The organism is Vibrio sp. 1078-1, from assembly GCF_033340475.1.
Window position 1 is genome coordinate 108,928 of sequence record NZ_JAWOWM010000008.1, and the last position, 22,180, is coordinate 131,107.

Genomic DNA, 22,180 nt, shown 5'->3' on the forward strand with positions numbered 1-22,180 from the left:
CACAGCAATTTATGTACTTTATTCGCATTTTATTGAGGACGGATAGAACAGTTTGTGATTGCACAAATACCATTCTTATGAGCATTACAGCTCGTCAAAAGCCTCTATCGCTTCCGACAATTTCTTAACGCCGTGAATTTGCATGCCAGGGATGCCACCTTTCGGCATGTTGGCTGCTGGCACGATGGCTTTCTTGAAACCATGTTTGAACGCTTCATTCAAACGCTCTTGCCCACTTGGCACTGGACGGATTTCGCCCGCAAGCCCTACCTCACCAAAAATCACCACATCTTTAGGGAGTGGACGGTCACGAAAACTCGATAAAAGCGCCATAACTAAAGCAAGATCAGCGCTTGTCTCCGTCACCTTAACACCGCCAACCACATTAACAAAGACATCTTGGTCTGCCATTTGTAAGCCACCATGCTTATGCAACACAGCGAGCAAAAGTGATAGGCGGTTCTGCTCCAAGCCGACCGCAACACGACGAGGGTTGGCTAACTGCGAGTAATCCACCAGCGCTTGAATCTCTACTAGTAGAGGGCGCGTGCCTTCCCAAACCACCATGACGGAAGAGCCTGATGTTTCTTCTTCACCACGAGAAAGGAAGATCGCTGATGGGTTACTCACTTCTTTCAATCCTTGGCCTGTCATTGCAAAGACACCAAGCTCATTCACAGCGCCAAAACGGTTTTTATGACTACGCAAAGTGCGGAATCGGCTATCCGTTCCACCATCGAGTAGTACCGAACAGTCGATAATGTGTTCAAGAACTTTGGGGCCCGCAAGGGTACCATCTTTTGTTACGTGACCAACAATAAATACCGCAACATTATTCTGTTTTGCGTATCGTGTCAGAGCCGTCGCAGATTCACGTACCTGAGCAACACTGCCAGGCGACGATTGAACATCAGAAACGTGCATCACCTGAATCGAGTCTATTACCATTATACGAGGCTGCTCTTTTTCGGCGATTTGGCAAATTTTGTCGACGTTCGTTTCCGATAGCATTTTTAAATGATCTTTCGGCAAGCCCAATCGGGAAGCACGCATTGCCACCTGCTGTAATGACTCTTCACCGGTTACGTAAAGCGTTGGCATTTGCGCAGATAAACTACACATGGTTTGCAACAGAAGGGTTGATTTACCTGCACCAGGGTTACCACCAATCAAAATTGCGGCACCTGGCACAACACCACCACCCAACACGCGGTCAAGCTCTTTAAACCCACTGGTGAAGCGAGGTACTTCTTGCAGATCAATTTCGGATAGCGTTTGAACCGTAGCTTCTGTTGCGGAACCAGCGTAGCCGCTTAAGCGTTCATTGCGAGCAACGGTTGGCGATGCTGCGATACGTACTTCTGTTATCGTATTCCATGCACCACATGCGTTACACTGCCCCTGCCAACGGGGAAAGTCCGCGCCACAATCATTACAAACATACGCTCGTTTTGCTTTCGCCATGATGCCTCAATTTTTTCTACAAATGTGACTAAGCACAGCCAAGTCAGACCTGAACTGAAATGAACTATTGATATACTTAAGTATTACTTCGCTTAGCCGATACAATTTAAAGTAACTACATACTCTAACAGAAATAATGCAGCAATCTGAAATTCTCTCGCTCGCAGAACGACTCATTCCCGTTTACGGTACGAATGACTTTGACTTTGTCCTTGGCCAACTGACCGAGGAAGAGCCGCCTTCGGCCAAAATTTTGGTTAAAATGGAACTTAACCGCTTAATGGCTCCATGCAAAAAAAGCATTGATTTGCGAGGTCGCGTTCAAGGCGAATGTCGCGAGTATATTTTGGATGGTATTCCACATTGGTTGGATGATGTTGCTTTCAACGCTTACCATAAAAACATCAAAAAGTTTGGCTGCTACACGGAAGGAATGTGGGAAGCATTGGTCAACACGCGAAATAACTTTCGCGTAATGAGCAAGCGCCTTACTCAGCAAAAAACGCAATCGTTAACGGATCCTAAAAGCCCGTTCTTAGCAGAACCCGTTCACCTAGGCTACGATTTAAAGCGCCAAGAAAAACGCTTGAAAGTCCAATCTCAAGTTGAAATTTGCCGTTCTAAAGGACAGCTTCTTCATGGATTAAGCATTGATTTATCTAGCTCTGGCGCAAAGTTCAAAGTCCCGAGCGCATTTAAATATAACCTTGGGGAAATTATTCAGGTCACGTTTACTGAATTTGCCAGCAAATCTAACGTTGCAGGTATAGAGAAACCGCTTGCATACCGCATACTCGCGGTTGATGACTGTTACGAAAATGACTCAGTTCGATACCTCAGAACCATACGCTTAACTGACACCAATGTCGTCACCAGAGTGATAGATGAAGCGCTCAACAGTGCTGCTAAAAGGGCTCGTCACGACAATCAAGACAAGATTATTCGAGCTCGAACTCGCGGTTATGAGCACATCGCACTAAAGCACACTAGCAGCTTGCCTCTATTCTTTGATGGTAGTGACCTAAAATTAGCAATGTTAACGCCAAACAATCAAAAGCTTTGGCAATACTGGCACGATGAGAGAAACCAGCAAATGTTTGGTTCCTTATTCAACGAGCAACGCATCGCGTCACTCATTAAGCCTGGTGTTAAAGGAACAACCAATGTCCTTTATTCATTTACTCACGAGCACGAGAATCGAACCTATTTCTATTCGATGTTTCGCCCAGAAGCAACTCGCGAACAGCGCCAGCTATTTTGGCATTTAGGTGGCAAACGAGAGAGTTGGCGCGCCTTTAGAATTTCAATCTTTGAACTATCAGAGCAAGAACAGGAAGACCTAGCAGCATTCTCTCCAGAGTTGGCAGAAACGTCTCAATCACTGACTCATATTGGTATTTTGCAAGAAATTGCTGACGAAAAGTCAGGGCAGGATTACCTGCTAACTGAAAAGCCGCGCTTACCCGCTAATACATTAAACGCGTTTCGCCATCCGAGAAGAGTTATCGGCAATCCAAAGGGCATTTATTTTGATGCAAAGTCTCGTCGAAAAGAGCCTCGTTATCGTTTTAAAACACCTTTAGAGTTGTACTCAGGACAAACTAAAACAGGCGGCAGTACTGTTGACCTTTCCAAACGAGGACTCGGAATTAGGCTAAGTGAGCCCACGATGTTACGTTCTGGGCAAGAGGTAAGAATCAACTTTCGAGAATTACAACTCTACGATAAAAAATTGCCGTTAATGTCGGTGCCATACCGAGTAATTCGTGTAAGCCCAGACGGTTGTAGCGTGCAGCTAGTTATTGATGAAAGCAGCCAAACCATGAAGGTAATCGCTTTTTTCAACAGCATTATCGAGCACAATCAAGACAAGCTAATCCCGCAAAAAGAGACGCTACCAAGTAATGCTCTACTTGAAAGGCTACACTGCATGTTGCTCTCGCGTACGCTGAGCACGCCCATTTTTATCAGTAAGAGTACGTCATCTTCAATCAAAACCCCCGTTATCGGGGTGAACTTGCCGCTACCTAAACACATTGAGCTTTTTGCCCGTCTTGGGCATGACCAACTGTTGTCACTTGAACCTATCTTTAAAGGCCGGACAAGCACATTAATCGCAGAGCCAATAAAACGTGTAGAAGGTGCTCAAGCCAGACATCAGGATATCTACATAAGCGCCGCAAAAGTAGGCAATAAAATTACAGGCATTGAGTCAAAGCTTCATCAAGAGTTCAACAGCGTAAAAGAGCGGATTCAATTTATAAAGAAAGCGCGAATGATGGGTGACTTTTACGTGCTTCGCCTTTCTACTGCACCAATTTTCGATCCGATGACATCATTACTGCAACAAGATTTAAGTGACTTAACCCAATTTGGTGTACATCAAGCGAGCAAGTTAGAAAAAGAGTTGACGGCGCTCGTTGGTTACAGTGAATTTGAAGACATTACTGAAGAGGTTGTAATTAGATTGGAGTTAACCGAGTAAATTCAAAGTCATACCAAATTGAAAAAAAACACCGCCTTTCTGGCGGTGTTTTTGAATGGATGGTTAAGGTTTAGCTTTCCAGCTAACCTTTTGCTGCTTCACCAATGCGCCAGATAAAATACAGAGCACACCGCCCAACCCAGCAAAGCGAATCGCAGATTGCGCTTGAGCTTCCACTTTTGGTTTTGCGTGATACGCAATCCCTAATCCTGCCACCGACATCATCACAAGATCATTAGCGCCATCACCGACAGCAACCGTGTTGTGCTGCTCAATTTCATATTCATCCGCCAGTTCCACTAGAATGTCAGACTTCATCTGCGCCGTTACCACATCACCAAGTACGTTACCCGTGAGTTTGCCGTCAATAATTTCTAATTGATTGGAGCGAGCAAAATCTAAGTCGACTTTATCTTTGATGTAATCAGAGAAGTAAGTAAAACCACCGGAAGCAATCGCTGTTTTCCAGCCCAAGGCTTTCAACGTCGCAATTAGCGCTTCAAAGTCCGGCATGAATGGTAACTGGGAACGAACTTGTTCAAGAATTGATTCATCGGCACCTTTGAGCTTACCAACTCGCTGACGTAAACTTTGCTCAAAATCCAGCTCACCTTGCATGGCACGTTCAGTGACTTCAGCGACCTCATCCCCTACTCCTGCCAGTTTCGCGATTTCATCAATACACTCTATCTGGATCGCCGTTGAATCCATATCAAATACAATCAACCCTTGGGTTGATAGATCGGGCACTTCATTAAGCGAGGCGTAATCTAGGTTGAGACTTTGTAAGATCGTTTCATGTTGAGGAGTCAACTCTCCGGCCATCAGGGCTACTTCATATTGGCCAACTTTCCACGTTTCTAGTATCGGGTTGTAAAAGCCGGTGAAGAAATCAATGTCTTCGAAGTGACTTGGCGAAAGGTACTCAGCAAATACGATCCAGTTTGCTTTTGCTTTATCTAATTGGGAGGCAAATCGAGTCTCGGGTAATCGTTTTAAAAGTGTCGTATGTTTTCTGATAGGCAAGCTTTTTGACGCGTCCATGTATATAATCCCTTATGACTTTGCTAAAACGTTACCTCAACAAACTAAAAAGGCAAGTCTTTGTTTTATTTTAAATGGATGAGTAAAGAGCATGAGTGAATCTTTGTTCTCAGTAAGGAATGCCCTAAGAATTCTGGCACTAATCCTACTGTGTGTGATGTTGTTTATCACAATAAAAAACAGTGTTGTGATCAGTAAGGGTAATGAGAAAATTCAAGCACAACAGCTTGAAACACTCACCAAAGTTTTGATTTCACAGGCGTCTCTTTCTGCCAGTGAGATGATTTTAACTAAAGATCAAGAACGATTACTTCAGCTAACAAACCAGCTAGCACAAGACCGTTTAGTGTTTGATGCAACAATCTACGATGCACAGGGTGTACGTTTAGCGTCTAGTGAAGAGGCATTATCGGTACGCGAAGTTCTTGGCCTGGATACGCCTTTGGCAACAGCTTCCATTGGTCGCCAGCAGTTGGTTGAACCAGTTTTTGCAGATGGTGCGCTTATCGGTTTTGTTCGCGTGACCTTTGAGACGGGCCGGGTGACGGCTATTTCTGACCACCACTATCGCAAGAGCGATCGTTATATGTACATGATGGTCTTAATGAGCTTTGTCTGTGGTATGTTGTTCATCTTGATTTTACGTCGACAACCGATACGTCGTAAAAAAGCGCCAAACCTGCTGCTAACCAAGTAACTAGGTAGCGCTAACAACTCATATAAAAACAGCCCGTAATGTGCGGGCTGTTTTTTTAGCTCTTGAGAGCGAAAAATAGAATGACTCTTCGTCGCTTACTCTTCGTCACCAAGCAATACTGAATCTAGTGCGATTAGCATCATGTCGTTGAATGTCGTTTGACGCTCGTCAGATGTAGTCTGTTCGCCAGTCTTGATATGATCAGAAACCGTACAGATTGTCAGAGCTTTTGCACCGTATTCTGCCGCAACACCGTAAATACCAGCCGCTTCCATTTCAACACCAACAATGCCGTACTTGTCCATTACATCGAACATTTCTGGATCTGGCGTGTAGAAAAGCTCTGCTGAGAATAGGTTACCAACTTTAACGTCAATACCGCGAGCTTTTGCAGCGTCTTCTGCCGCACGAACCATGTTGTAGTCTGCGATTGCCGCGAAGTCATGACCTTTAAAGCGGATACGGTTCACTTTAGAGTCAGTACATGCACCCATGCCGATCACAACATCACGCACTTTGATGTCTTCATTCACTGCGCCACAGCTGCCAACACGGATGATTTTCTTCACGCCGAAGTCTTTGATTAGTTCAGTCGCGTAAATCGAGCATGATGGGATACCCATACCGTGGCCCATTACCGAGATCTTACGGCCTTTGTATGTACCTGTGTAACCAAACATATTACGAACGTCACACACTTGAACGACATCTTCAAGGAAAGTCTCTGCGATGTATTTTGCACGTAGTGGATCACCAGGCATCAGTACGACGTCTGCAAATGCACCCATTTCAGCATTGATATGTGGAGTTGCCATTTTCTTTTCCTTAACCTTTCTCTAGCGCTCCGCGCTTAAGGCGATATAAGCCAGAGTATTCTCATTTCCGACAAGCAGCATTTACATACTGCAAACATAAAACTAGGAGCAATCAAGCTCCTAGTTTTCAAAAACCTAACTAATTATAGGAAGTTCTTACCGTAATCCATTGGAGAAGTACCGAAGTAACTTGCCAATGTTTGACCGATATCTGCGAATGTTTCGCGGCGGCCAAGAGAACCAGCTGGTACTTTTTGACCATAAACCAATACTGGGATGTGCTCACGAGTATGGTCAGTGCCTGGCCATGTTGGGTCACAGCCGTGGTCTGCCGTTAGGATAAGCACATCGTCTTCTTCCATAATCTCTAGCACTTCGTTGATACGACCATCGAAGTACTCAAGTGCCGCTGCGTAACCCGCTACGTCACGACGGTGACCGTAAGCTGAGTCGAAGTCTACAAAGTTAGTGAATACGATCGTGTTGTCGCCCGCTTCTTTGATTTGCTCTAGCGTTGCTTCGAACAATGCAGGGATACCTGTCGCTTTCACTTTCTTAGTGATGCCGCAGTTTGCGTAGATATCAGCAATCTTACCAATAGAAACCACGTTGCCTTGCTTCTCATCAACGAGCTTCTGAAGAACCGTTGCTGATGGTGGCTCTACAGAAAGATCACGACGATTACCTGTACGCTCAAATTGACCTTTACCAGCACCAACGAATGGGCGCGCGATAACACGACCAATGTTGTAATCTTCTAGCTCTTCACGTGCGATTTGGCAAAGCTCTAGTAGACGGTCTAGACCGAAAGTCTCTTCGTGACATGCGATTTGGAATACAGAGTCAGCAGACGTGTAGAAGATTGGTTTGCCAGTCTTCATGTGCTCTTCACCAAGATCGTCAAGAACTTGAGTACCAGATGCGTGGCAGTTACCTAGGAAACCGTCAAGACCTGCACGCTCAAGAATGCGGTCAGTCAATTCTTTCGGGAAGCTGTTTGCTTTGTCAGTGAAGTAACCCCAGTCAAACAGAACAGGAACACCTGCGATTTCCCAGTGACCAGACGGCGTGTCTTTACCTGAAGAAAGCTCTGCTGCATGACCGTATGCACCAATGATTTCAGCGTCTGCGTCTAGTCCAGGTGCGAAGCGACCTGTCGATTCTTTATGCGCCATTGCCAAACCAAGTTTCGATAGATTTGGAAGGCGAAGTGCACCTTGACGATTGTCGTTATCTGCTAAGCCTTTTTCACATTGGTCAGCGATGTGACCTAGTGTGTCTGAACCTACATCACCAAATTCTTTAGCATCGGCAGTTGCACCGATACCGAATGAGTCTAGTACTAAAATAAATGCTCTTTTCATTGCTCGTTCCTTAGGCCCACTCGGCTTTTTATTATGGTTGAGTAGGCCTTGTGTAATTACTTGTTCTATTAGATATCTTCTGCACGAATTTGGCGGTAAACCTCTGGAGTTGGTGTGTATTCACCACCTACTTTGATTGCACTGCGCAGTGCTTTTGCCGCTTCTTCCCATTGCTCTTCAGTGCGAGCGTGGATGACCGCAAGAGGTTTATCACTGTCTGCGACCTCACCTAGGCGGATGAACTCGTCGAAACCAACTGCGTAGTCGATTTCATCAGTAGCAACACGACGACCACCACCCATAGCAACCACAGCCATGCCGATAGCACGTGTATCCATTGCAGAGACAATGCCCGTTTCTGTTGCGTAAACTGGCTTGATGATTTCTGCTTTTTCTAAGTAGTTGTCGTAGTTTTCTACGAAGTCAGCAGGGCCGCCTAAGCCAGCAACCATCTTGCCGAAGCACTCAGCCGCTTTGCCGTTATCCAGCACTTCCATCAGTTTTGCGCGTGCGTCTTCTGTGTTCTCAGCAAGCTTGCCAAGTACTAACATTTCAGCACATGAAGCCATGGTCACTTCAAGTAGACGAGGGTTACGGTATTCACCTGTTAAGAAACGAACCGCTTCACGAACTTCTACTGCGTTACCCGCTGAAGACGCCAATACTTGGTTCATGTCCGTAAGAATTGCCGTAGTCTTAGTGCCAGCACCGTTTGCTACCGCAACGATTGATTTTGCTAGCTCTTCAGACGCTTCGTAAGTTGGCATAAATGCACCTGAACCCACTTTTACGTCCATCACTAGCGATTCCAGACCCGCCGCCAGTTTCTTAGAAAGGATCGACGCCGTAATCAGGGAGATATTGTCTACCGTTGCGGTAATATCACGAGTAGCGTAAACACGCTTATCCGCAGGAGCAAGGTCACCAGTTTGACCGATGATCGCCACACCAGCGTCTTTGGTTACTTGACCAAAAACATCGTTGCTCGGCGTAATGTTGTAACCAGGGATAGATTCAAGTTTATCCAGCGTACCGCCTGTATGACCAAGACCGCGGCCAGAGATCATAGGTACGAAACCGCCACACGCTGCCACCATTGGGCCAAGCATTAAAGAAGTTACGTCACCCACACCACCGGTTGAGTGTTTGTCGACAATTGGACCACCGAAATTCATGTGGCTCCAGTCGATAACCATGCCCGAATCACGCATTGCACACGTTAAGGCGATGCGCTCATCCATGGTCATTTCATTAAAGAAAATCGTCATAGCAAACGCCGCAATCTGACCTTCAGATACCGTGTTGTTCGCTACGCCTTGAATAAAGAAGTTGATTTCGTCTGCGGTAAGTACTTCACCGTCACGTTTTTTACGAATGATTTCTTGTGGTAAATACATTAGTGCCTCCCAAGCTCTTTTGAGCCATGGTTGTAGTAGGATAGAAGAGGTTTGGTAGCACCCGTTTAGGTGCTACCGTTCAGACGTATTATTGGAATTAGTACGCTGTTGGATCAGCGACGTCGTCCGATACTTCTAATGTATTTAGTAGGTTGGTTAGCAGGCTAGACGCACCAAAACGGTAGTGACGAGCATCAACCCAGTTGTCACCTAGGATTTCGTCAGCCATTGCTAGGTATGCTGCTGCGTCTTCAGCAGTGCGCACACCACCTGCTGGTTTGAAACCAACAGTTTCTGCAACACCCATGTCGCGAATAACTTCAAGCATCATGCGAGCGTATTCTGGTGTTGCGTTTACTGGCACTTTACCAGTTGAAGTTTTAATGAAGTCAGCACCTGCTTCAATACAGATTTGAGATGCTTTCTTGATTAGTGCTTCTTCTTTTAGTTCACCTGTTTCGATGATCACTTTAAGAAGAATGTCACCACAAGCTTCTTTACATTGCTTAACTAGTTCGAAGCCTACTTTCTCATCACCCGCCATTAGCGCGCGGTAAGGAAAAACTACGTCAACTTCGTCTGCACCGTAAGCAACCGCCGCTTTTGTTTCAGCAACTGCGATTTCAATGTCGTCGTTACCATGTGGGAAGTTCGTTACTGTTGCAATACGAACCTCTGGCGTACCTTGCTCACGAAGTGTCTTCTTAGCAATAGGAATAAAGCGAGGGTAAATACAAATTGCAGCTGTGTTGCCTACTGCTGTTTTCGCGTCATGACATAGTGAGATCACTTTTGCATCAGTGTCATCGTCATTCAACGTAGTTAGGTCCATAAGTTTAAGTGCACGTAGCGCTGCTGCTTTTAAATCGCTCATTTCTATCTCCGATCAATATTCAAAAAATTCACTACTCAGCCTTACATCACGTCTTTAACTATAATCAACAAGTCGAGACAATGTGAGTAAATGGCTAAACAGTCTATTAATGAACGGACTTGGTTCCCTGAAGACTCGGCATATACAGCGAAAATTTATCATATGCCAATTGCTATCCTTGTCACCGCACAGTACCAGTTTGGCCTATGGCACAACAATCTATGATTGCGGTGTCTTTAATATCACATCACAAAGCAAAACGCCTATTAGATCTAATATTGCAGGGCAATTCATTTGCCCATCGATTATGTAATATTCATTACGTGATTAAGAATCAAGCTTAACCACTATCCTGTGATTAATACATTATAGAGTTTCACCGCAAAACTGTAGCACCAAATAGAGCGCAAACGGTTTGTATCTCAAAATTTCCTAGCCCCTATTCCATTGACTGCGTAATACCTCGACTAAGGCAAACACCCGATGAAATTTTGGAGCCCGAAAAACGAAAAATGCCCCGCAGCAATCTCTTGCTACAGGGCATGATGTAAAACGGCGTCTATATATTAAGAACCGATTCTAATTATAGTGCTGCAAGGCTTAAGCAGAAGCCTGCAATTGTCGCTGCCATAAGGTTAGACAACGTACCTGCTAGAACTGCTTTAACACCCATGCGAGCGATGTCACTACGACGGTTTGGTGCAAGGCTACCTAAACCACCAAGTAGAATCGCGATAGAAGAAAGGTTCGCGAAACCACATAGTGCGAATGAGATGATAGCTGTTGTCTTCTCAGACATTACTTCACCAGTTGCCGCGATTACTTGAGCGTTTTCACCTAGGTATGGTGTGAAGTTCAAGTAAGCAACGAATTCGTTCACTACGATTTTCTGACCGATGAATGAACCAGCTGTTACAGCTTCTGCCCATGGAACACCGATTAGGAATGCTAGTGGAGAGAACGCGTAACCTAGGATTAGCTCTAGTGTTAGTTCTGGCATGCCGAACCAACCACCGATGCCACCTAGCATACCGTTGATTAGCGCGATTAGACCAACGAATGCGATTAGCATTGCACCTACGTTAAGCGCAAGTTGTAGACCAGAAGCCGCACCGCCCGCAGCTGCGTCGATTACGTTAACTGGTTTGTCGTCACCGCCGTCCATCGCTTCTTCGATACTTTCGTGAGGCTGGTCAGTCTCAGGGTGAAGGATTTTAGCGAACAGTAGACCACCTGGTGCTGCCATGAATGATGCCGCAACTAGGTACTCTAGTGGAACACCCATAGATGCGTAACCAGCTAGTACACCACCAGCAACAGAAGCTAGACCACCACACATTACCGCGAATAGCTCTGATTGAGTCATTTTTGGAACGAATGGGCGAACAACTAGAGGTGCCTCAGTTTGACCTACGAAAATGTTAGCTGCCGCTGACATTGATTCCGCACGAGAAGTGCCTAGCGCTTTTTGTAGTGCGCCACCAAGAATCTTGATAACCCATTGCATAACGCCAATGTAGTAAAGAACTGAAATCAGTGCAGAGAAGAAGATCAGTGTAGGAAGAACACGGAATGCGAAGATGAAACCGCCGCCGCCGAATACTTCGAACATCTTGTCAGAAACAAGACCACCGAACAGGAATGATGAACCATCGTTACCGTAGTTGATAACGTTAGAAACACCTGAAGAGAAACCGTTTAGTAGATCACGGCCCCAAGGTACATACAGAACAAATGCACCTAATGCGAATTGGATAGCGAATGCGCCACCCACAGTTCTAAAGTTGATAGCTTTTCGGTTGTTAGAAAATGCCACTGCAATCGCAAGAAGCACTACCATACCGATTAGGCTCATAAACAGGCTCATAGTTTATGACTTCCTTATAAGTTATTTATTGGCGTGTTACAAAATGGAGCTATAAAGCGGGGGCAATTATACTCATGCAGAATCAATTAAAGTAATGCCAGCCTCACACTTTCCTATAAGATTCATGATTGATTCAACCAGCTTTGTGAGTTAATTCACAATAAGCAGGAAAACGTTTTCGATTTCAAACCACATCTTTAGATTTTATTCACATATCGAGAAAGCAAAATTGCTATTTTTCCACAGTTGAGAGGCAATCGATTGCTTTCGGCCGTTATGCAACTCTACGAGCTCATTAAAGACGTGAATGAGTTTGGCTGGGTGATTTGACTCCCCTTGATATCCAAGTATAGGCATATCTGGTGCGTCTGTTTCGATTACTAGGTTTTCGAGTGGTAATTTTTGAATTGCGTCGCGTGTTTTCTTAGCTCTTGGGTAGGTAATCGTTCCTCCTACACCGATAAAAAAACCTAATTTGACCCACTCCATGGCTTGCTGATAACTCCCAGAAAAAGCGTGTAGCACACCTCCTCTAGGGAGATTCGCCGCTTTCACCATTTGAATGAGGCGATTGTGCGCTTTTCGGCTATGTAAAATAACTGGGAGCTCGAAGCGTCTAGCCAGCTCAAATTGAACTTCAAGTGTCTTTTCTTGCAACTGTGGGTCAACATCAATGGCAAAATCTAAACCACACTCTCCTATTGCCACGCACTGTGGCCCTTTTTGATTTAGATAGCCTTCTAGTTCTGTAAGGTGCTGCTCAAAGTTATCTTCAAGAAAATACGGATGAAAGCCGAGCGCATAATACAAATTGGCATGTTGCTCTGCCAAAGTTTGAATACGAGCCCAGTTTTGCGGACCGACGGAAGGAATCAAAATTCTTGCGACGCCTTGCGTTTGAGCAAGCTCAAGTTGATGCGCAAAGTCATCTTGAAACACATCAAAATCAAAGTGGCAGTGCGTATCAAAGAGCTTCATCTTGACGCTTTTTATCTGTATCTGCGGGCAGAAAATCAGGAGATCGTTGGGCTTCACTCTTCTCTTCAGTTTGATGGGCAGGGTCTTTTCGATATGGGACACAACTGCGTTTCTGATCGGGAGTTAGCCCCATCTCTTTACACCAGTTGTCGTAACGCTTTAGCCCACGTTTAAACCAATTCATATCTTATCCTTATATAAAAACGCCCTTGGCTAAGTTTATAGCCAAGGGCGTTTTAAAATCTAGTTTGCGTTACGGCTTACCCTAACCGCGCCAAATTAGTGCTCACGCGTCGCACGGAAATCAACGTCAGGGAAACGCTCTTTCGCTAAGTTTAAGTTAACCATTGTTGGAGCGATATACGTTAGGTTATCACCACCATCCAATGCTAAGTTCGCTTGATTCTTGCGTTGGAACTCATCCAGTTTCTTCGCATCACCACACTCAACCCAACGCGCAGTTGCAACGTTAATGCCTTCATAAATCGCTTCAACGTTATACTCAGACTTCAAACGAGCCACAACAACATCAAACTGAAGTACACCAACGGCACCAACGATCAGATCGTTGTTCTGTAGAGGACGGAATACCTGTACCGCACCTTCTTCTGATAGCTGAACCAAACCTTTGAGAAGCTGCTTCTGCTTTAGTGGATCTTTCAGGCGAATACGACGGAATAATTCCGGAGCGAAGTTCGGAATACCAGAGAACTTCAGTGATTCACCTTGAGTAAAGGTATCACCAATCTGAATAGTGCCGTGGTTATGTAGACCAATGATGTCACCGGCGTAAGCGTGTTCTGCACGTGCACGGTCACCAGCCATAAAGGTTACTGCATCAGAGATACTCACTTGCTTGCCAAGACGAACGTGGTTCATCTTCATACCTTGCGTGTAAGTGCCCGATACAATACGCATGAATGCGATACGGTCGCGGTGTTTTGGGTCCATATTCGCTTGGATCTTAAATACGAAACCAGAGAACTTCTCTTCAGTCGCTTCAACTTCACGTTCAACCGCTTGACGAGTTTTCGGCGCTGGAGCCCATTCAGTTAGACCGTCTAGCATATGATCCACACCAAAGTTACCTAATGCAGTACCGAAGTAAACTGGCGTAAGATCACCGGTTAGGAACATTTCCAAATCAAACTCAGGGCAAGCACCCATGACAAGCTCAAGCTCTTCTCGAACACTTTCCGCAAGGCCTGCACCAACTTTTTCATCAAGCTCTGGGTTATCGAGACCTTTGATGATTCGAACTTCTTGAATCTCATGACCGTGACCTGATTCGTATAAAATCGTTTCATCACGGTGAATGTGGTACACACCTTTAAATTCTTTACCACAGCCGATTGGCCATGTAATTGGTGCACACATCATGCCCAACTCGTTTTCTACCTCGTCCAATACTTCCATTGGATCACGAACGTCACGGTCAAGTTTGTTCATGAAGGTTACGATTGGCGTGTCACGCAGACGCGTTACTTCCATCAGCTTACGTGTACGATCCTCGACACCTTTCGCCGCATCGATAACCATCAAACACGAGTCTACTGCCGTTAACGTACGGTATGTATCTTCCGAGAAGTCTTCGTGTCCAGGCGTATCAAGTAGGTTTACCAGACAGTCATTGTAAGGGAACTGCATTACAGAAGTGGTTACCGAGATACCACGTTCTTTTTCCATTTCCATCCAGTCTGATTTTGCGTGCTGTGCGTTACCACGACCTTTAACCGTACCTGCTTTTTGGATCGCGTTTCCGAATAAAAGGACTTTTTCAGTAATGGTGGTTTTACCCGCATCCGGGTGAGAAATAATAGCGAACGTTCTGCGCTTAGACACTTCGCCTAAAAAAAGGGGATTTGACATTAGTTAATCTTCTAAATTACTTTCATGCTCACAAAATAGGCAAGCATATCTACTATTCGATATTGTGCGGTATTCTCGCTTATTATCGCTGTGCTAGCAAACTGGAAAGACATGAACTGAATTTACTCGGCTCACCAGCCTTTACCTGCAACTAACGAGGGAAAGCCAGCTCCACACAAAGAGATGTAAAAATTCAAAAAATTATTATTACATATTCAAAAGCCTCGAATCCGGATACGCATTTAAAGCATAAGTGTTGATGAGGTAATTAGTAACGGCCTAAAACTAACTCAAAAATAAGTAACTCATGATAATGGCGTCTTCCTTACCATTTCCCGATTTAGCTGGGTAATAGTTGTAACGACGGTCCACTTCATTAAAACCTGCTTGCTCATAAATATGGATAGCTGGGTGATTACTTTCACGCACTTCTAACCAAGCACTCTCTGCTTTGGCTTGTTCACAGTGTTCAATAAACGCGTCCAGCAATTTTTGCCCTAGCCCTCTGCCCTGTTGAGAAGGCGCTACTGCAATATTTAATAGTGTCACTTCTCCAACAATATTCTGTCCATAGAAGTAACCAACCACTTGAGAGCCTTCCAGCATCACATGGTGGCAAGCACCGCGACTGGATAAGTCACGAACCAAAGATTCGGCCCAAGGGTGAGAATGTGCTTGCTGCTCGATTTGCCAAACTTGGTCGAGGTGCTCTGCACGCATCGGCGTAATTTCAATTGTCACGCATTAGCTCCGTTAAGAGTACGAACAGATTTGTTGCCACAATGCGCGGCGCTGTTCGTTATTACCATCAATATCTTGTAATAGTGGCGAGGTCAGGTGCTTTGCCTTGATGCTTTTATCAGCCTCACAGCCTGCAAACCACACCCACTCTAGCTGATGTTCACCCAGCATGGATAAGCGCTCAGGCTCTAGGTGTAGCGCATCATCAAGCGTGAGCTTAATGCTTTTTAATACGCGCTCAAACATCAATGCCGTCTCGTTTTCTGGACATATTGGCGATACCAATAGGAGTTTACATGAACTTTGCAAATCCAATAATGGCGATTGATAGCCTTCCAGTCTTTCAGGGTGTACCAGCTCCCATGTGCTGATCTCCATTTCACGTAAATACTGTTTCTCGTTAATTGACATTTTCCGTCACCTATTTGAACGAGGGCAATCCTATCAAATTATCGCGATTATACCTAAAGGACTTCAAGGAACACCTGAACACAATGAGATGATTTGGATATTCCTTAACATAGCGTTTTGCCAACGGCCACACATTGGGTATGACATATAAGGTACATTATGAAATTCTTAAATACGCTACTACTTTGCACACTGGTAGCCGCCACCAGCATGAGTGTTTTTGCTAATAACAGCGATGAGTGGGAGCTGATTGCAACGAAAACCGTTAACTTTCACACAGAAACAGATACCGTGACACCAAATAGCCTATTCCGAAACCGAAGCTTCAGTAAAATAAAACTAAAATGTGTGCAAGGAACGGTAGACATGAATGGTTTAAAAGTCGTCATGACAGATGGTAGTGAGAAAAAGCTTTCCTCTATGGGCGTACTAACAAGCGGATTGTCGACTCGTGCCTGGAGCCTTCCAGGTACAAAAGAAGCCAAGCTAAAACGGATTGAAATGACTTACAGTAGCTGGGGAAGCACAAAACTTAGCCTGCTAGGGGTAAGTAAAAAAGCGAAAATAGAGGTCTGGGGCAAAAAGAAAAGTAACCAGTCATCCTAACCTCCCTATCTCAGTTTTCAGTGAATAAGAAAGAAGCCCACTTAGTCGTGGGCTTCTTTCATTTACAGTTCAGAGAACTCTGGCGCATAGTCTATGCGTCCGGAGCGTCCAGCACATTGACCTTCGACCAACTCTGCGACTCGAAATGCACCTTTAGGGACATCCCAAGCACATTCAAAGCCCATCTCGTCGCATGATTGAAAACCCTGGCGCGCGTAATAATCAGGATCGCCCAACACCACACACACTGGGTAACCAAAATCACGCAGTGAATCAAAACCTTCTTTGATCAACTCTGCAGCGATGCCTTGGCGACGGTAATCTTCATGAACAGCTAATGGCGCTAGCCCTTGCCATGACAAATCTTCACCATTTAAGGTCACAGGGCTAAATAAAGCATGGCCTATCACCTCTCCCTCATCTGTACACGCGACTAAGGAAAGCGTGAATTTGCTGTTTTCGCGCAAACGCATCACAAGCTCAGCTTCAGCTTCCGTCGGGAAGGCGTGTTTCAATAAGCGGTCAATGGTAAGAATGTCCGCTGGGGCTTCAGTTCGAATAAGCATTCGCTACTCCGGTTGGTTGTGCAGGCGCTTGAACTCCTTTCTGAACAAAATCAGCCAATTGATTCAAAGCGACTTGCATTGCTTTCGGTAACTGCTCTAAGTCGACACTGTCCATTAAGTTTTTCACTTCTAAGCCAAGCTCAGTATCACCTTCAATTGAAAGGCGACGTTGGAAGAACAGTGTGTCAGGGTCTTCTTTACGACCAGCAATCAGTACTAGGTCGTTTAGATTACCACTAAAACTCACATCTTCCTGAACTGGTTTTTCAGCTACCACCAATTTTTCGTCTTGATAGCTGATGTACCATGCTAAGTTCAAGTCTTTAATCGCAACTTTTAACCACTTGTCTTCAAGGAACTCAAAGTCACCATCTTCCAAGGCTTCTTTAAACACCATTTTTAGCCCTTCTAGCAACGCTTTTTGCTGAATTGGCTGTGGTAATAACTGGACTGGAGAACGCAAAATATTAGCTGCGTTCTTTACTAGTTGACTGCGAATCTTGTTTAACACGTTCATTATCCGTTACTTTGTCATTAGGTTGCTTATATTAAGCAATCGTGGCGATGAGATTACTGTTATGTATCAATAAAGTGCTTATTTTAGATTGGTGGTTTATTGCTCACTAACGCTTCTTTTTTTGAACTTACGTGTATTATTGATGCGAACAGGTGGATAAACACTTTTACAACCGTATTTTCAAAGTTATAGTTATCTGAGCGTATCCATGTGATTGTCGACTGCACAGCTAAAACCGCGAGCCCTTTAATGGCAAGTAACACTTTGGCTTGGTGGTAGATCGCCGCAGGCTTATCAGGGTGTCGCTTTTTATACACGGACGAATAATCTGGCTCATTGGAGATCGGTAATACCCTAATGCCTTCCCAGCAATTAAAACATTGGTTTGCCACGCTAACCTCAAATAGCCCTTTCTTCTTTGCCATTCTTGATAAAAAACACAATTATCGAATGGTAAGTGACCGTTACTGCGATATCGCAGGTTTAAGTCATGAGGAAATCGTCGGCTTAAACGATTGCCAAGTGCTGGGTGAACAGTTTTATAAGAAGCTTGCACCATACTATCAGCGCGCGTTCAAAGGGGCACATGTCGAAGCCGAAATCACGCTCGATGAAACCGACCTTGAAACCAGTCTTCACTTTAGTCTTTCGCCAGTTTTTGAAGGTAACGACATTCGCTTTGTTGTTTTTCACGCTGTCGATACTTCAGAAAAGCAGATACTCGTTCGCTCCTTAGAAGAGTCCGAAAGTAAGTTTGCGAAGTTAACACAACTGCTACCAGACGGCTTACTGCTTATCGAAGATGATATTGTCATCTCTGCGAACCCCGCATCAGCGCGCCTTCTCGGACTTAACTCTCCTCATGAATTGTTGGGCGAAGAGCTAAGTCGTTTATTCATCGATGAAAACAGTAAAAAGGTATTTAGTCATCGATTGAGTACATTAATTTCTGACAAACCTTTTGTCTGCTTAACCAGTGCAAGATGCGGCTTTGAACGGAAAGTTCAGCTACACGCGGATTCCACGGCGATATTAGGTAGCGAATCTCAAATTATCCTAATCCAAGATGCTGATGATGCGCCCAAAAACCTGTCTTCTGCATCGAATGAAGACATACACATTGACTCGCTCACCAAACTCTACAACCGCTTTGGCTTCACCAAACGTTTGGAACAGCTGATCAAAAAGCAAACACCGCTTCTGGTGTTCTATTTGGATATCGATAACTTCAAAAACATTAATGACTCACTTGGTCATCATATTGGCGATAAAGTGATTCAAGAGGTATCGGCCCGTCTTAAACGGTTACTGCCAAACCAAGCGATTATTGGTCATTTGGGTGGCGATGAGTTTGGCGTCATTCTGCCGGAGCCAGAAAACACCCGCATGGCTGAAATTTTGTCCGATCGCATTATCTCGTTGATCAACCAACCTTTCGACTTGCACCACTTCAGTAAACGCCTTGCGTGTTCAATTGGTAGCGTTCGATACCCTGAAGACGGACAAGATGCGCGAATCCTACTACAAAATGCCGATACTGCGATGTATGAAGCCAAAGATCGTGGTAGAAATCGTCTGATCAAATTTAACGATCAAATGAACAAAGAAGCGCGTATGCGTTTGTGGCTTGAAATTGAACTGCAAAAAGCATTGCAGCAGAACGGTTTGGAAGTGTGGTATCAACCTAAGGTTAACGCGCGAGACTTCAGTATCAACGGCGCAGAAGCGCTCGTTCGTTGGAAGCATCCAGTCGAAGGGTACATTAGTCCTGGCTCATTCATTCCTGTCGCCGAGCGCGCTGGGTTAATAGAACACCTTGGACGTGTCGTGATGCGTGATGTTTTCAATACGGTAAAACGTTGGAAGCAACAAGGCATACTGCCAGGCCGTGTCGCCATCAACCTCTCTCCCGAGCAATTTGGCAACCCACAGCTGATCGACTTTATGGAAAAGCTGCTTCGCACTACCGAGCTTGATCCAAGCTGCATTACCTTCGAGCTAACCGAAAGTGCCGTGATGAGTGATAGCGAACATACACTGCAAATGTTGAATGCGATTAAAAAGCTTGGCTTCGCTCTCTCTATCGATGACTTTGGTACCGGCTACTCTTCTCTTTCCTACTTAGCGCGTTTTCCTATTGACGAGCTAAAAATCGACCGCGCTTTTATTAATGATATCGACACACTACCGAAACAAGTCACTGTGATTGAAAACATCATTAATCTGGGTAAGTCGCTCGACTTAACTGTCGTTGCCGAGGGGGTGGAAACCCACCAGCAAGCGACCCTGCTCTCTAACCTTCAATGTAATGCGATTCAAGGATTCCATTTTTATCGCCCGCAGCCAAAACATGAAATTGAAGAGCTGTTTGTACAGAATCGTCGTCACAAGAACTAACCCCGACCCGATACCCTTACTCGCAAGGGGTAAATATCGACTTTATTGAGCTAAACCTAACTTAGGTCAATTTCGCTATTCATAATTCTTCATAAAATGCGGACACCTTTTTATTCTCAATGATTGTGAGCATATGGAACTCTTGTGTCCCGCGGGTAACCTGCCTGCGTTAAAAACTGCGATTGATTGCGGTGCCGATGCCGTCTACATTGGTTTCAAAGATGATACCAACGCCCGTCACTTTGCTGGCCTCAACTTTAACGGCAAAAAGTTAGAAAAAGCGGTGCAATACGTTCATGACCGCAATAAAAAAATTCATGTCGCGTTGAATACCTTCGCTCATCCCAATGGCTTCGAGCGCTGGACGAACGCAGTAGACAATGCAGCGGCACTGGGTGTAGACGCGCTGATTGTTGCAGACATTGCAGTGCTGGAGTACGCGGCTCGCAAATATCCCGATCTAGAACTACACCTTTCAGTGCAAGCATCAGCGACCAACGTCGCAGCCATTGATTTTTACAAACAAAACTTCAACGTAAAACGGGTAGTATTACCTCGCGTTTTATCGATTCATCAGGTCAAACAGCTTTCACGCAACATCACTAGCGATGTCGAGTTAGAAGTCTTTGCTTTTGGTAGCCTTTGCATCATGTCTGAAGGTCGCTGCTACCTATCGTCATATATGACAGGCGAGTCTCCAAACACTGTGGGAGCATGCTCTCCAGCTAAGTACGTTCGCTGGCAAGAAACAGAAAATGGTCTGGAATCCCGCCTTAACGACATTTTGATCGATCGCTACAGCGCCGGTGAAAATGCGGGCTACCCTACCTTGTGTAAAGGTCGTTTCGAAGCAGAAATCGAAGGCGAGAAAAAACGCTACCACGCACTGGAAGAACCAACCAGTTTGAACACCCTCTCTATGCTGCCAGAACTATTTGCTGCAAATGTGGCGTCTGTAAAAATTGAAGGTCGCCAACGTAGCCCAGCTTACGTAGAACAAGTCACTCGAACATGGCGAGCCGCGATTGACCGTTACCAAGCAAACCCAGAAGCTTATCAAGTCGAAGCGGCTTGGGATGCCGCATTGGCAAACGTGTCTGAAGGTACGCAGACCACACTTGGTGCTTATCACCGCAAATGGCAGTAGAGGTTAAGATGGATAATTCAATGAAATACGCGCTTGGTACGCTGTTGTACTTCTGGCCAAAACAAGATATCGAAGCGTTTTATGAACAAGCGAAATCAAGCTCCGCGGACATCATCTATCTTGGGGAAACCGTATGTTCAAAACGTCGAGAAATGAAGCCTTCGCATTGGCTTGAAATCGCAAAAGAGCTGTCTGCATCTGGCAAGCAAGTGGTGCTATCAACGATGGCACTACTAGAAGCTCCGAGTGAAGTAAACATAATGAAGAAGTACATCGACAACGGTGACTTCGCGATTGAAGCAAATGACGTATCTGCTGTTCAATTGGCATCAGAGCATAAAGTGCCTTTCGTCGTTGGCCCTGCAATCAATACTTATAACGCACACACGCTCAACTTATTTTTGAAGCAAGGTATGATGCGTTGGTGCATGCCTGTCGAACTCTCTCGCGAATGGTTAAACGATACTTTAGTTCAGTGTGACGAGCTTGGTATTCGTAAAAAGTTTGAAGTTGAGGTATTTAGCCACGGTTATTTGCCTTTAGCGTATTCCGCTCGCTGTTTCACAGCCCGAGCTGAAAACCGAGCGAAAGACGATTGCGAAACCTGCTGTATCAAATACCCTACGGGTATCCAGGTCAGCAGCCAAGAAGGGCAAGAAGTCTTTAACCTTAACGGCATTCAAACACAGTCAGGGTATTGCTACAACCTCATCAATGACTTACCAAGTATGAAAGGGCTGGTTGATGTGGTCCGGTTAAGCCCTCTTGGTATGGACATTTTTTCAGAGTTAGAGCGTTTTCGCTCAAACGAATACGGCGATAATCCTGAAAAGCTCGAAAGCCGCCAATGCAATGGCTATTGGCATCAACTAGCGGGCTTAGAAGTAAAAACCATTTAATCCTTAAAGATAAAAGCGAGGCCTAGCCTCGCTTTTATCTGT

Annotated in this window: 21 protein-coding genes; 7 read left to right on the plus strand and 14 right to left on the minus strand. The window is 45.0% G+C overall.

Features of this window, described 5'->3' with window-relative positions:
• Positions 1-84 precede the first annotated feature (84 nt).
• Positions 85-1,464 carry a DNA repair protein RadA gene (radA, locus tag R7190_RS16025; protein ID WP_005386443.1) on the minus strand — a complete coding sequence of 460 codons (1,380 nt, stop codon included), beginning with the start codon at positions 1,462-1,464 and terminating at the stop codon, positions 85-87.
• 136 nt (positions 1,465-1,600) lie between these two features.
• Between radA and R7190_RS16030 the strand changes: the two genes are divergently transcribed.
• A complete protein-coding gene (locus tag R7190_RS16030) occupies positions 1,601-3,949 on the plus strand; it encodes a PilZ domain-containing protein (protein ID WP_017635880.1) in 2,349 nt (782 codons plus the stop codon).
• A 63-nt stretch (positions 3,950-4,012) separates the two neighbouring features.
• Here R7190_RS16030 and serB read toward each other — a convergent pair whose 3' ends face one another.
• Entirely contained in the window at positions 4,013-4,993 is a 981-nt protein-coding gene (gene serB, locus R7190_RS16035; RefSeq protein ID WP_005386439.1) for a phosphoserine phosphatase, read from the minus strand.
• 91 nt (positions 4,994-5,084) lie between these two features.
• Between serB and R7190_RS16040 the strand changes: the two genes are divergently transcribed.
• Positions 5,085-5,690 carry a YtjB family periplasmic protein gene (locus tag R7190_RS16040; RefSeq protein WP_005391677.1) on the plus strand — a complete coding sequence of 202 codons (606 nt, stop codon included), beginning with the start codon at positions 5,085-5,087 and terminating at the stop codon, positions 5,688-5,690.
• Between the two features lie 95 nt (positions 5,691-5,785).
• On the opposite strand, the gene deoD is transcribed toward R7190_RS16040, so the two are convergent.
• The 4 genes from deoD to deoC form a co-directional block, all read right to left on the minus strand.
• Positions 5,786-6,505 carry a purine-nucleoside phosphorylase gene (gene deoD, locus R7190_RS16045; protein WP_005380140.1) on the minus strand — a complete coding sequence of 240 codons (720 nt, stop codon included), beginning with the start codon at positions 6,503-6,505 and terminating at the stop codon, positions 5,786-5,788.
• 143 nt (positions 6,506-6,648) lie between these two features.
• On the minus strand, positions 6,649-7,869 hold the full coding sequence (locus R7190_RS16050) for a phosphopentomutase (protein ID WP_017820430.1): 1,221 nt from the start codon (positions 7,867-7,869) through the stop codon (positions 6,649-6,651).
• Positions 7,870-7,937: 68 nt separating this feature from the next.
• Positions 7,938-9,266, minus strand: a complete 1,329-nt coding sequence (gene deoA / locus R7190_RS16055) for a thymidine phosphorylase (protein WP_005380134.1) — start codon at positions 9,264-9,266, stop codon at positions 7,938-7,940.
• A gap of 97 nt (positions 9,267-9,363) precedes the next feature.
• The gene (deoC, locus tag R7190_RS16060; RefSeq protein WP_005380133.1) at positions 9,364-10,140 is read right to left on the minus strand and encodes a deoxyribose-phosphate aldolase; all 777 of its coding nucleotides are present in this window, start codon (positions 10,138-10,140) and stop codon (positions 9,364-9,366) included.
• Positions 10,141-10,230: 90 nt separating this feature from the next.
• Here deoC and R7190_RS16065 point away from each other — a divergent pair, with 90 nt between their 5' ends.
• Positions 10,231-10,365 (plus strand): hypothetical protein, encoded by a 135-nt coding sequence (locus tag R7190_RS16065; protein WP_005391675.1) that lies wholly within the window; start codon positions 10,231-10,233, stop codon positions 10,363-10,365.
• Between the two features lie 358 nt (positions 10,366-10,723).
• On the opposite strand, the gene R7190_RS16070 is transcribed toward R7190_RS16065, so the two are convergent.
• The 6 genes from R7190_RS16070 to R7190_RS16095 all read right to left on the minus strand — a co-directional run bounded on the left by R7190_RS16070 (position 10,724) and on the right by R7190_RS16095 (position 16,006).
• Positions 10,724-12,007, minus strand: a complete 1,284-nt coding sequence (locus R7190_RS16070) for a NupC/NupG family nucleoside CNT transporter (protein ID WP_005380131.1) — start codon at positions 12,005-12,007, stop codon at positions 10,724-10,726.
• 204 nt (positions 12,008-12,211) lie between these two features.
• Positions 12,212-12,985, minus strand: a complete 774-nt coding sequence (locus R7190_RS16075; protein WP_017635883.1) for a TatD family hydrolase — start codon at positions 12,983-12,985, stop codon at positions 12,212-12,214.
• A complete protein-coding gene (locus tag R7190_RS16080) occupies positions 12,972-13,169 on the minus strand; it encodes a DUF5363 family protein (RefSeq protein WP_017635884.1) in 198 nt (65 codons plus the stop codon). The genes R7190_RS16075 and R7190_RS16080 overlap by 14 nt, the downstream gene beginning before the upstream one ends.
• Before the next feature lie 95 nt (positions 13,170-13,264).
• Positions 13,265-14,854 carry a peptide chain release factor 3 gene (gene prfC / locus R7190_RS16085; protein WP_005380123.1) on the minus strand — a complete coding sequence of 530 codons (1,590 nt, stop codon included), beginning with the start codon at positions 14,852-14,854 and terminating at the stop codon, positions 13,265-13,267.
• 285 nt (positions 14,855-15,139) lie between these two features.
• The gene (gene rimI, locus R7190_RS16090; protein WP_005386430.1) at positions 15,140-15,595 is read right to left on the minus strand and encodes a ribosomal protein S18-alanine N-acetyltransferase; all 456 of its coding nucleotides are present in this window, start codon (positions 15,593-15,595) and stop codon (positions 15,140-15,142) included.
• 12 nt (positions 15,596-15,607) lie between these two features.
• Positions 15,608-16,006, minus strand: coding sequence for a DNA polymerase III subunit psi (locus R7190_RS16095; RefSeq protein ID WP_318137584.1), 399 nt, complete (start codon positions 16,004-16,006; stop codon positions 15,608-15,610).
• A gap of 159 nt (positions 16,007-16,165) precedes the next feature.
• On the opposite strand from R7190_RS16095, the gene R7190_RS16100 reads away from it, so the two are divergent.
• Positions 16,166-16,612 (plus strand): hypothetical protein, encoded by a 447-nt coding sequence (locus R7190_RS16100; protein WP_017635886.1) that lies wholly within the window; start codon positions 16,166-16,168, stop codon positions 16,610-16,612.
• A gap of 62 nt (positions 16,613-16,674) precedes the next feature.
• Here R7190_RS16100 and R7190_RS16105 read toward each other — a convergent pair whose 3' ends face one another.
• Positions 16,675-17,178, minus strand: coding sequence for a GNAT family N-acetyltransferase (locus R7190_RS16105; RefSeq protein ID WP_005380119.1), 504 nt, complete (start codon positions 17,176-17,178; stop codon positions 16,675-16,677).
• A complete protein-coding gene (locus R7190_RS16110; protein ID WP_005394645.1) occupies positions 17,162-17,689 on the minus strand; it encodes a ubiquinone anaerobic biosynthesis accessory factor UbiT in 528 nt (175 codons plus the stop codon). The genes R7190_RS16105 and R7190_RS16110 overlap by 17 nt, the downstream gene beginning before the upstream one ends.
• A gap of 363 nt (positions 17,690-18,052) precedes the next feature.
• Between R7190_RS16110 and R7190_RS16115 the strand changes: the two genes are divergently transcribed.
• The 3 genes from R7190_RS16115 to R7190_RS16125 all read left to right on the plus strand — a co-directional run bounded on the left by R7190_RS16115 (position 18,053) and on the right by R7190_RS16125 (position 22,138).
• Positions 18,053-20,092 carry a bifunctional diguanylate cyclase/phosphodiesterase gene (locus R7190_RS16115; protein ID WP_005380112.1) on the plus strand — a complete coding sequence of 680 codons (2,040 nt, stop codon included), beginning with the start codon at positions 18,053-18,055 and terminating at the stop codon, positions 20,090-20,092.
• 133 nt (positions 20,093-20,225) lie between these two features.
• Positions 20,226-21,239, plus strand: coding sequence for a ubiquinone anaerobic biosynthesis protein UbiU (locus R7190_RS16120; protein ID WP_005386427.1), 1,014 nt, complete (start codon positions 20,226-20,228; stop codon positions 21,237-21,239).
• A 20-nt stretch (positions 21,240-21,259) separates the two neighbouring features.
• The gene (locus R7190_RS16125) at positions 21,260-22,138 is read left to right on the plus strand and encodes a U32 family peptidase (protein ID WP_186585019.1); all 879 of its coding nucleotides are present in this window, start codon (positions 21,260-21,262) and stop codon (positions 22,136-22,138) included.
• Positions 22,139-22,180 lie beyond the last annotated feature (42 nt).

Coding starts and splice junctions, on each gene's coding strand:
- radA (WP_005386443.1), bottom strand. CDS start 1,464: ATGGCGAAAGCAAAACGAGCGTATGTTTGTAATGATTGTGGCGCGGAC.
- R7190_RS16030 (WP_017635880.1), top strand. CDS start 1,601: ATGCAGCAATCTGAAATTCTCTCGCTCGCAGAACGACTCATTCCCGTT.
- serB (WP_005386439.1), bottom strand. CDS start 4,993: ATGGACGCGTCAAAAAGCTTGCCTATCAGAAAACATACGACACTTTTA.
- R7190_RS16040 (WP_005391677.1), top strand. CDS start 5,085: ATGAGTGAATCTTTGTTCTCAGTAAGGAATGCCCTAAGAATTCTGGCA.
- deoD (WP_005380140.1), bottom strand. CDS start 6,505: ATGGCAACTCCACATATCAATGCTGAAATGGGTGCATTTGCAGACGTC.
- R7190_RS16050 (WP_017820430.1), bottom strand. CDS start 7,869: ATGAAAAGAGCATTTATTTTAGTACTAGACTCATTCGGTATCGGTGCA.
- deoA (WP_005380134.1), bottom strand. CDS start 9,266: ATGTATTTACCACAAGAAATCATTCGTAAAAAACGTGACGGTGAAGTA.
- deoC (WP_005380133.1), bottom strand. CDS start 10,140: ATGAGCGATTTAAAAGCAGCAGCGCTACGTGCACTTAAACTTATGGAC.
- R7190_RS16065 (WP_005391675.1), top strand. CDS start 10,231: ATGGCTAAACAGTCTATTAATGAACGGACTTGGTTCCCTGAAGACTCG.
- R7190_RS16070 (WP_005380131.1), bottom strand. CDS start 12,007: ATGAGCCTGTTTATGAGCCTAATCGGTATGGTAGTGCTTCTTGCGATT.
- R7190_RS16075 (WP_017635883.1), bottom strand. CDS start 12,985: ATGAAGCTCTTTGATACGCACTGCCACTTTGATTTTGATGTGTTTCAA.
- R7190_RS16080 (WP_017635884.1), bottom strand. CDS start 13,169: ATGAATTGGTTTAAACGTGGGCTAAAGCGTTACGACAACTGGTGTAAA.
- prfC (WP_005380123.1), bottom strand. CDS start 14,854: ATGTCAAATCCCCTTTTTTTAGGCGAAGTGTCTAAGCGCAGAACGTTC.
- R7190_RS16095 (WP_318137584.1), bottom strand. CDS start 16,006: ATGTCAATTAACGAGAAACAGTATTTACGTGAAATGGAGATCAGCACA.
- R7190_RS16100 (WP_017635886.1), top strand. CDS start 16,166: ATGAAATTCTTAAATACGCTACTACTTTGCACACTGGTAGCCGCCACC.
- R7190_RS16105 (WP_005380119.1), bottom strand. CDS start 17,178: ATGCTTATTCGAACTGAAGCCCCAGCGGACATTCTTACCATTGACCGC.
- R7190_RS16115 (WP_005380112.1), top strand. CDS start 18,053: ATGCCTTCCCAGCAATTAAAACATTGGTTTGCCACGCTAACCTCAAAT.
- R7190_RS16120 (WP_005386427.1), top strand. CDS start 20,226: ATGGAACTCTTGTGTCCCGCGGGTAACCTGCCTGCGTTAAAAACTGCG.
- R7190_RS16125 (WP_186585019.1), top strand. CDS start 21,260: ATGAAATACGCGCTTGGTACGCTGTTGTACTTCTGGCCAAAACAAGAT.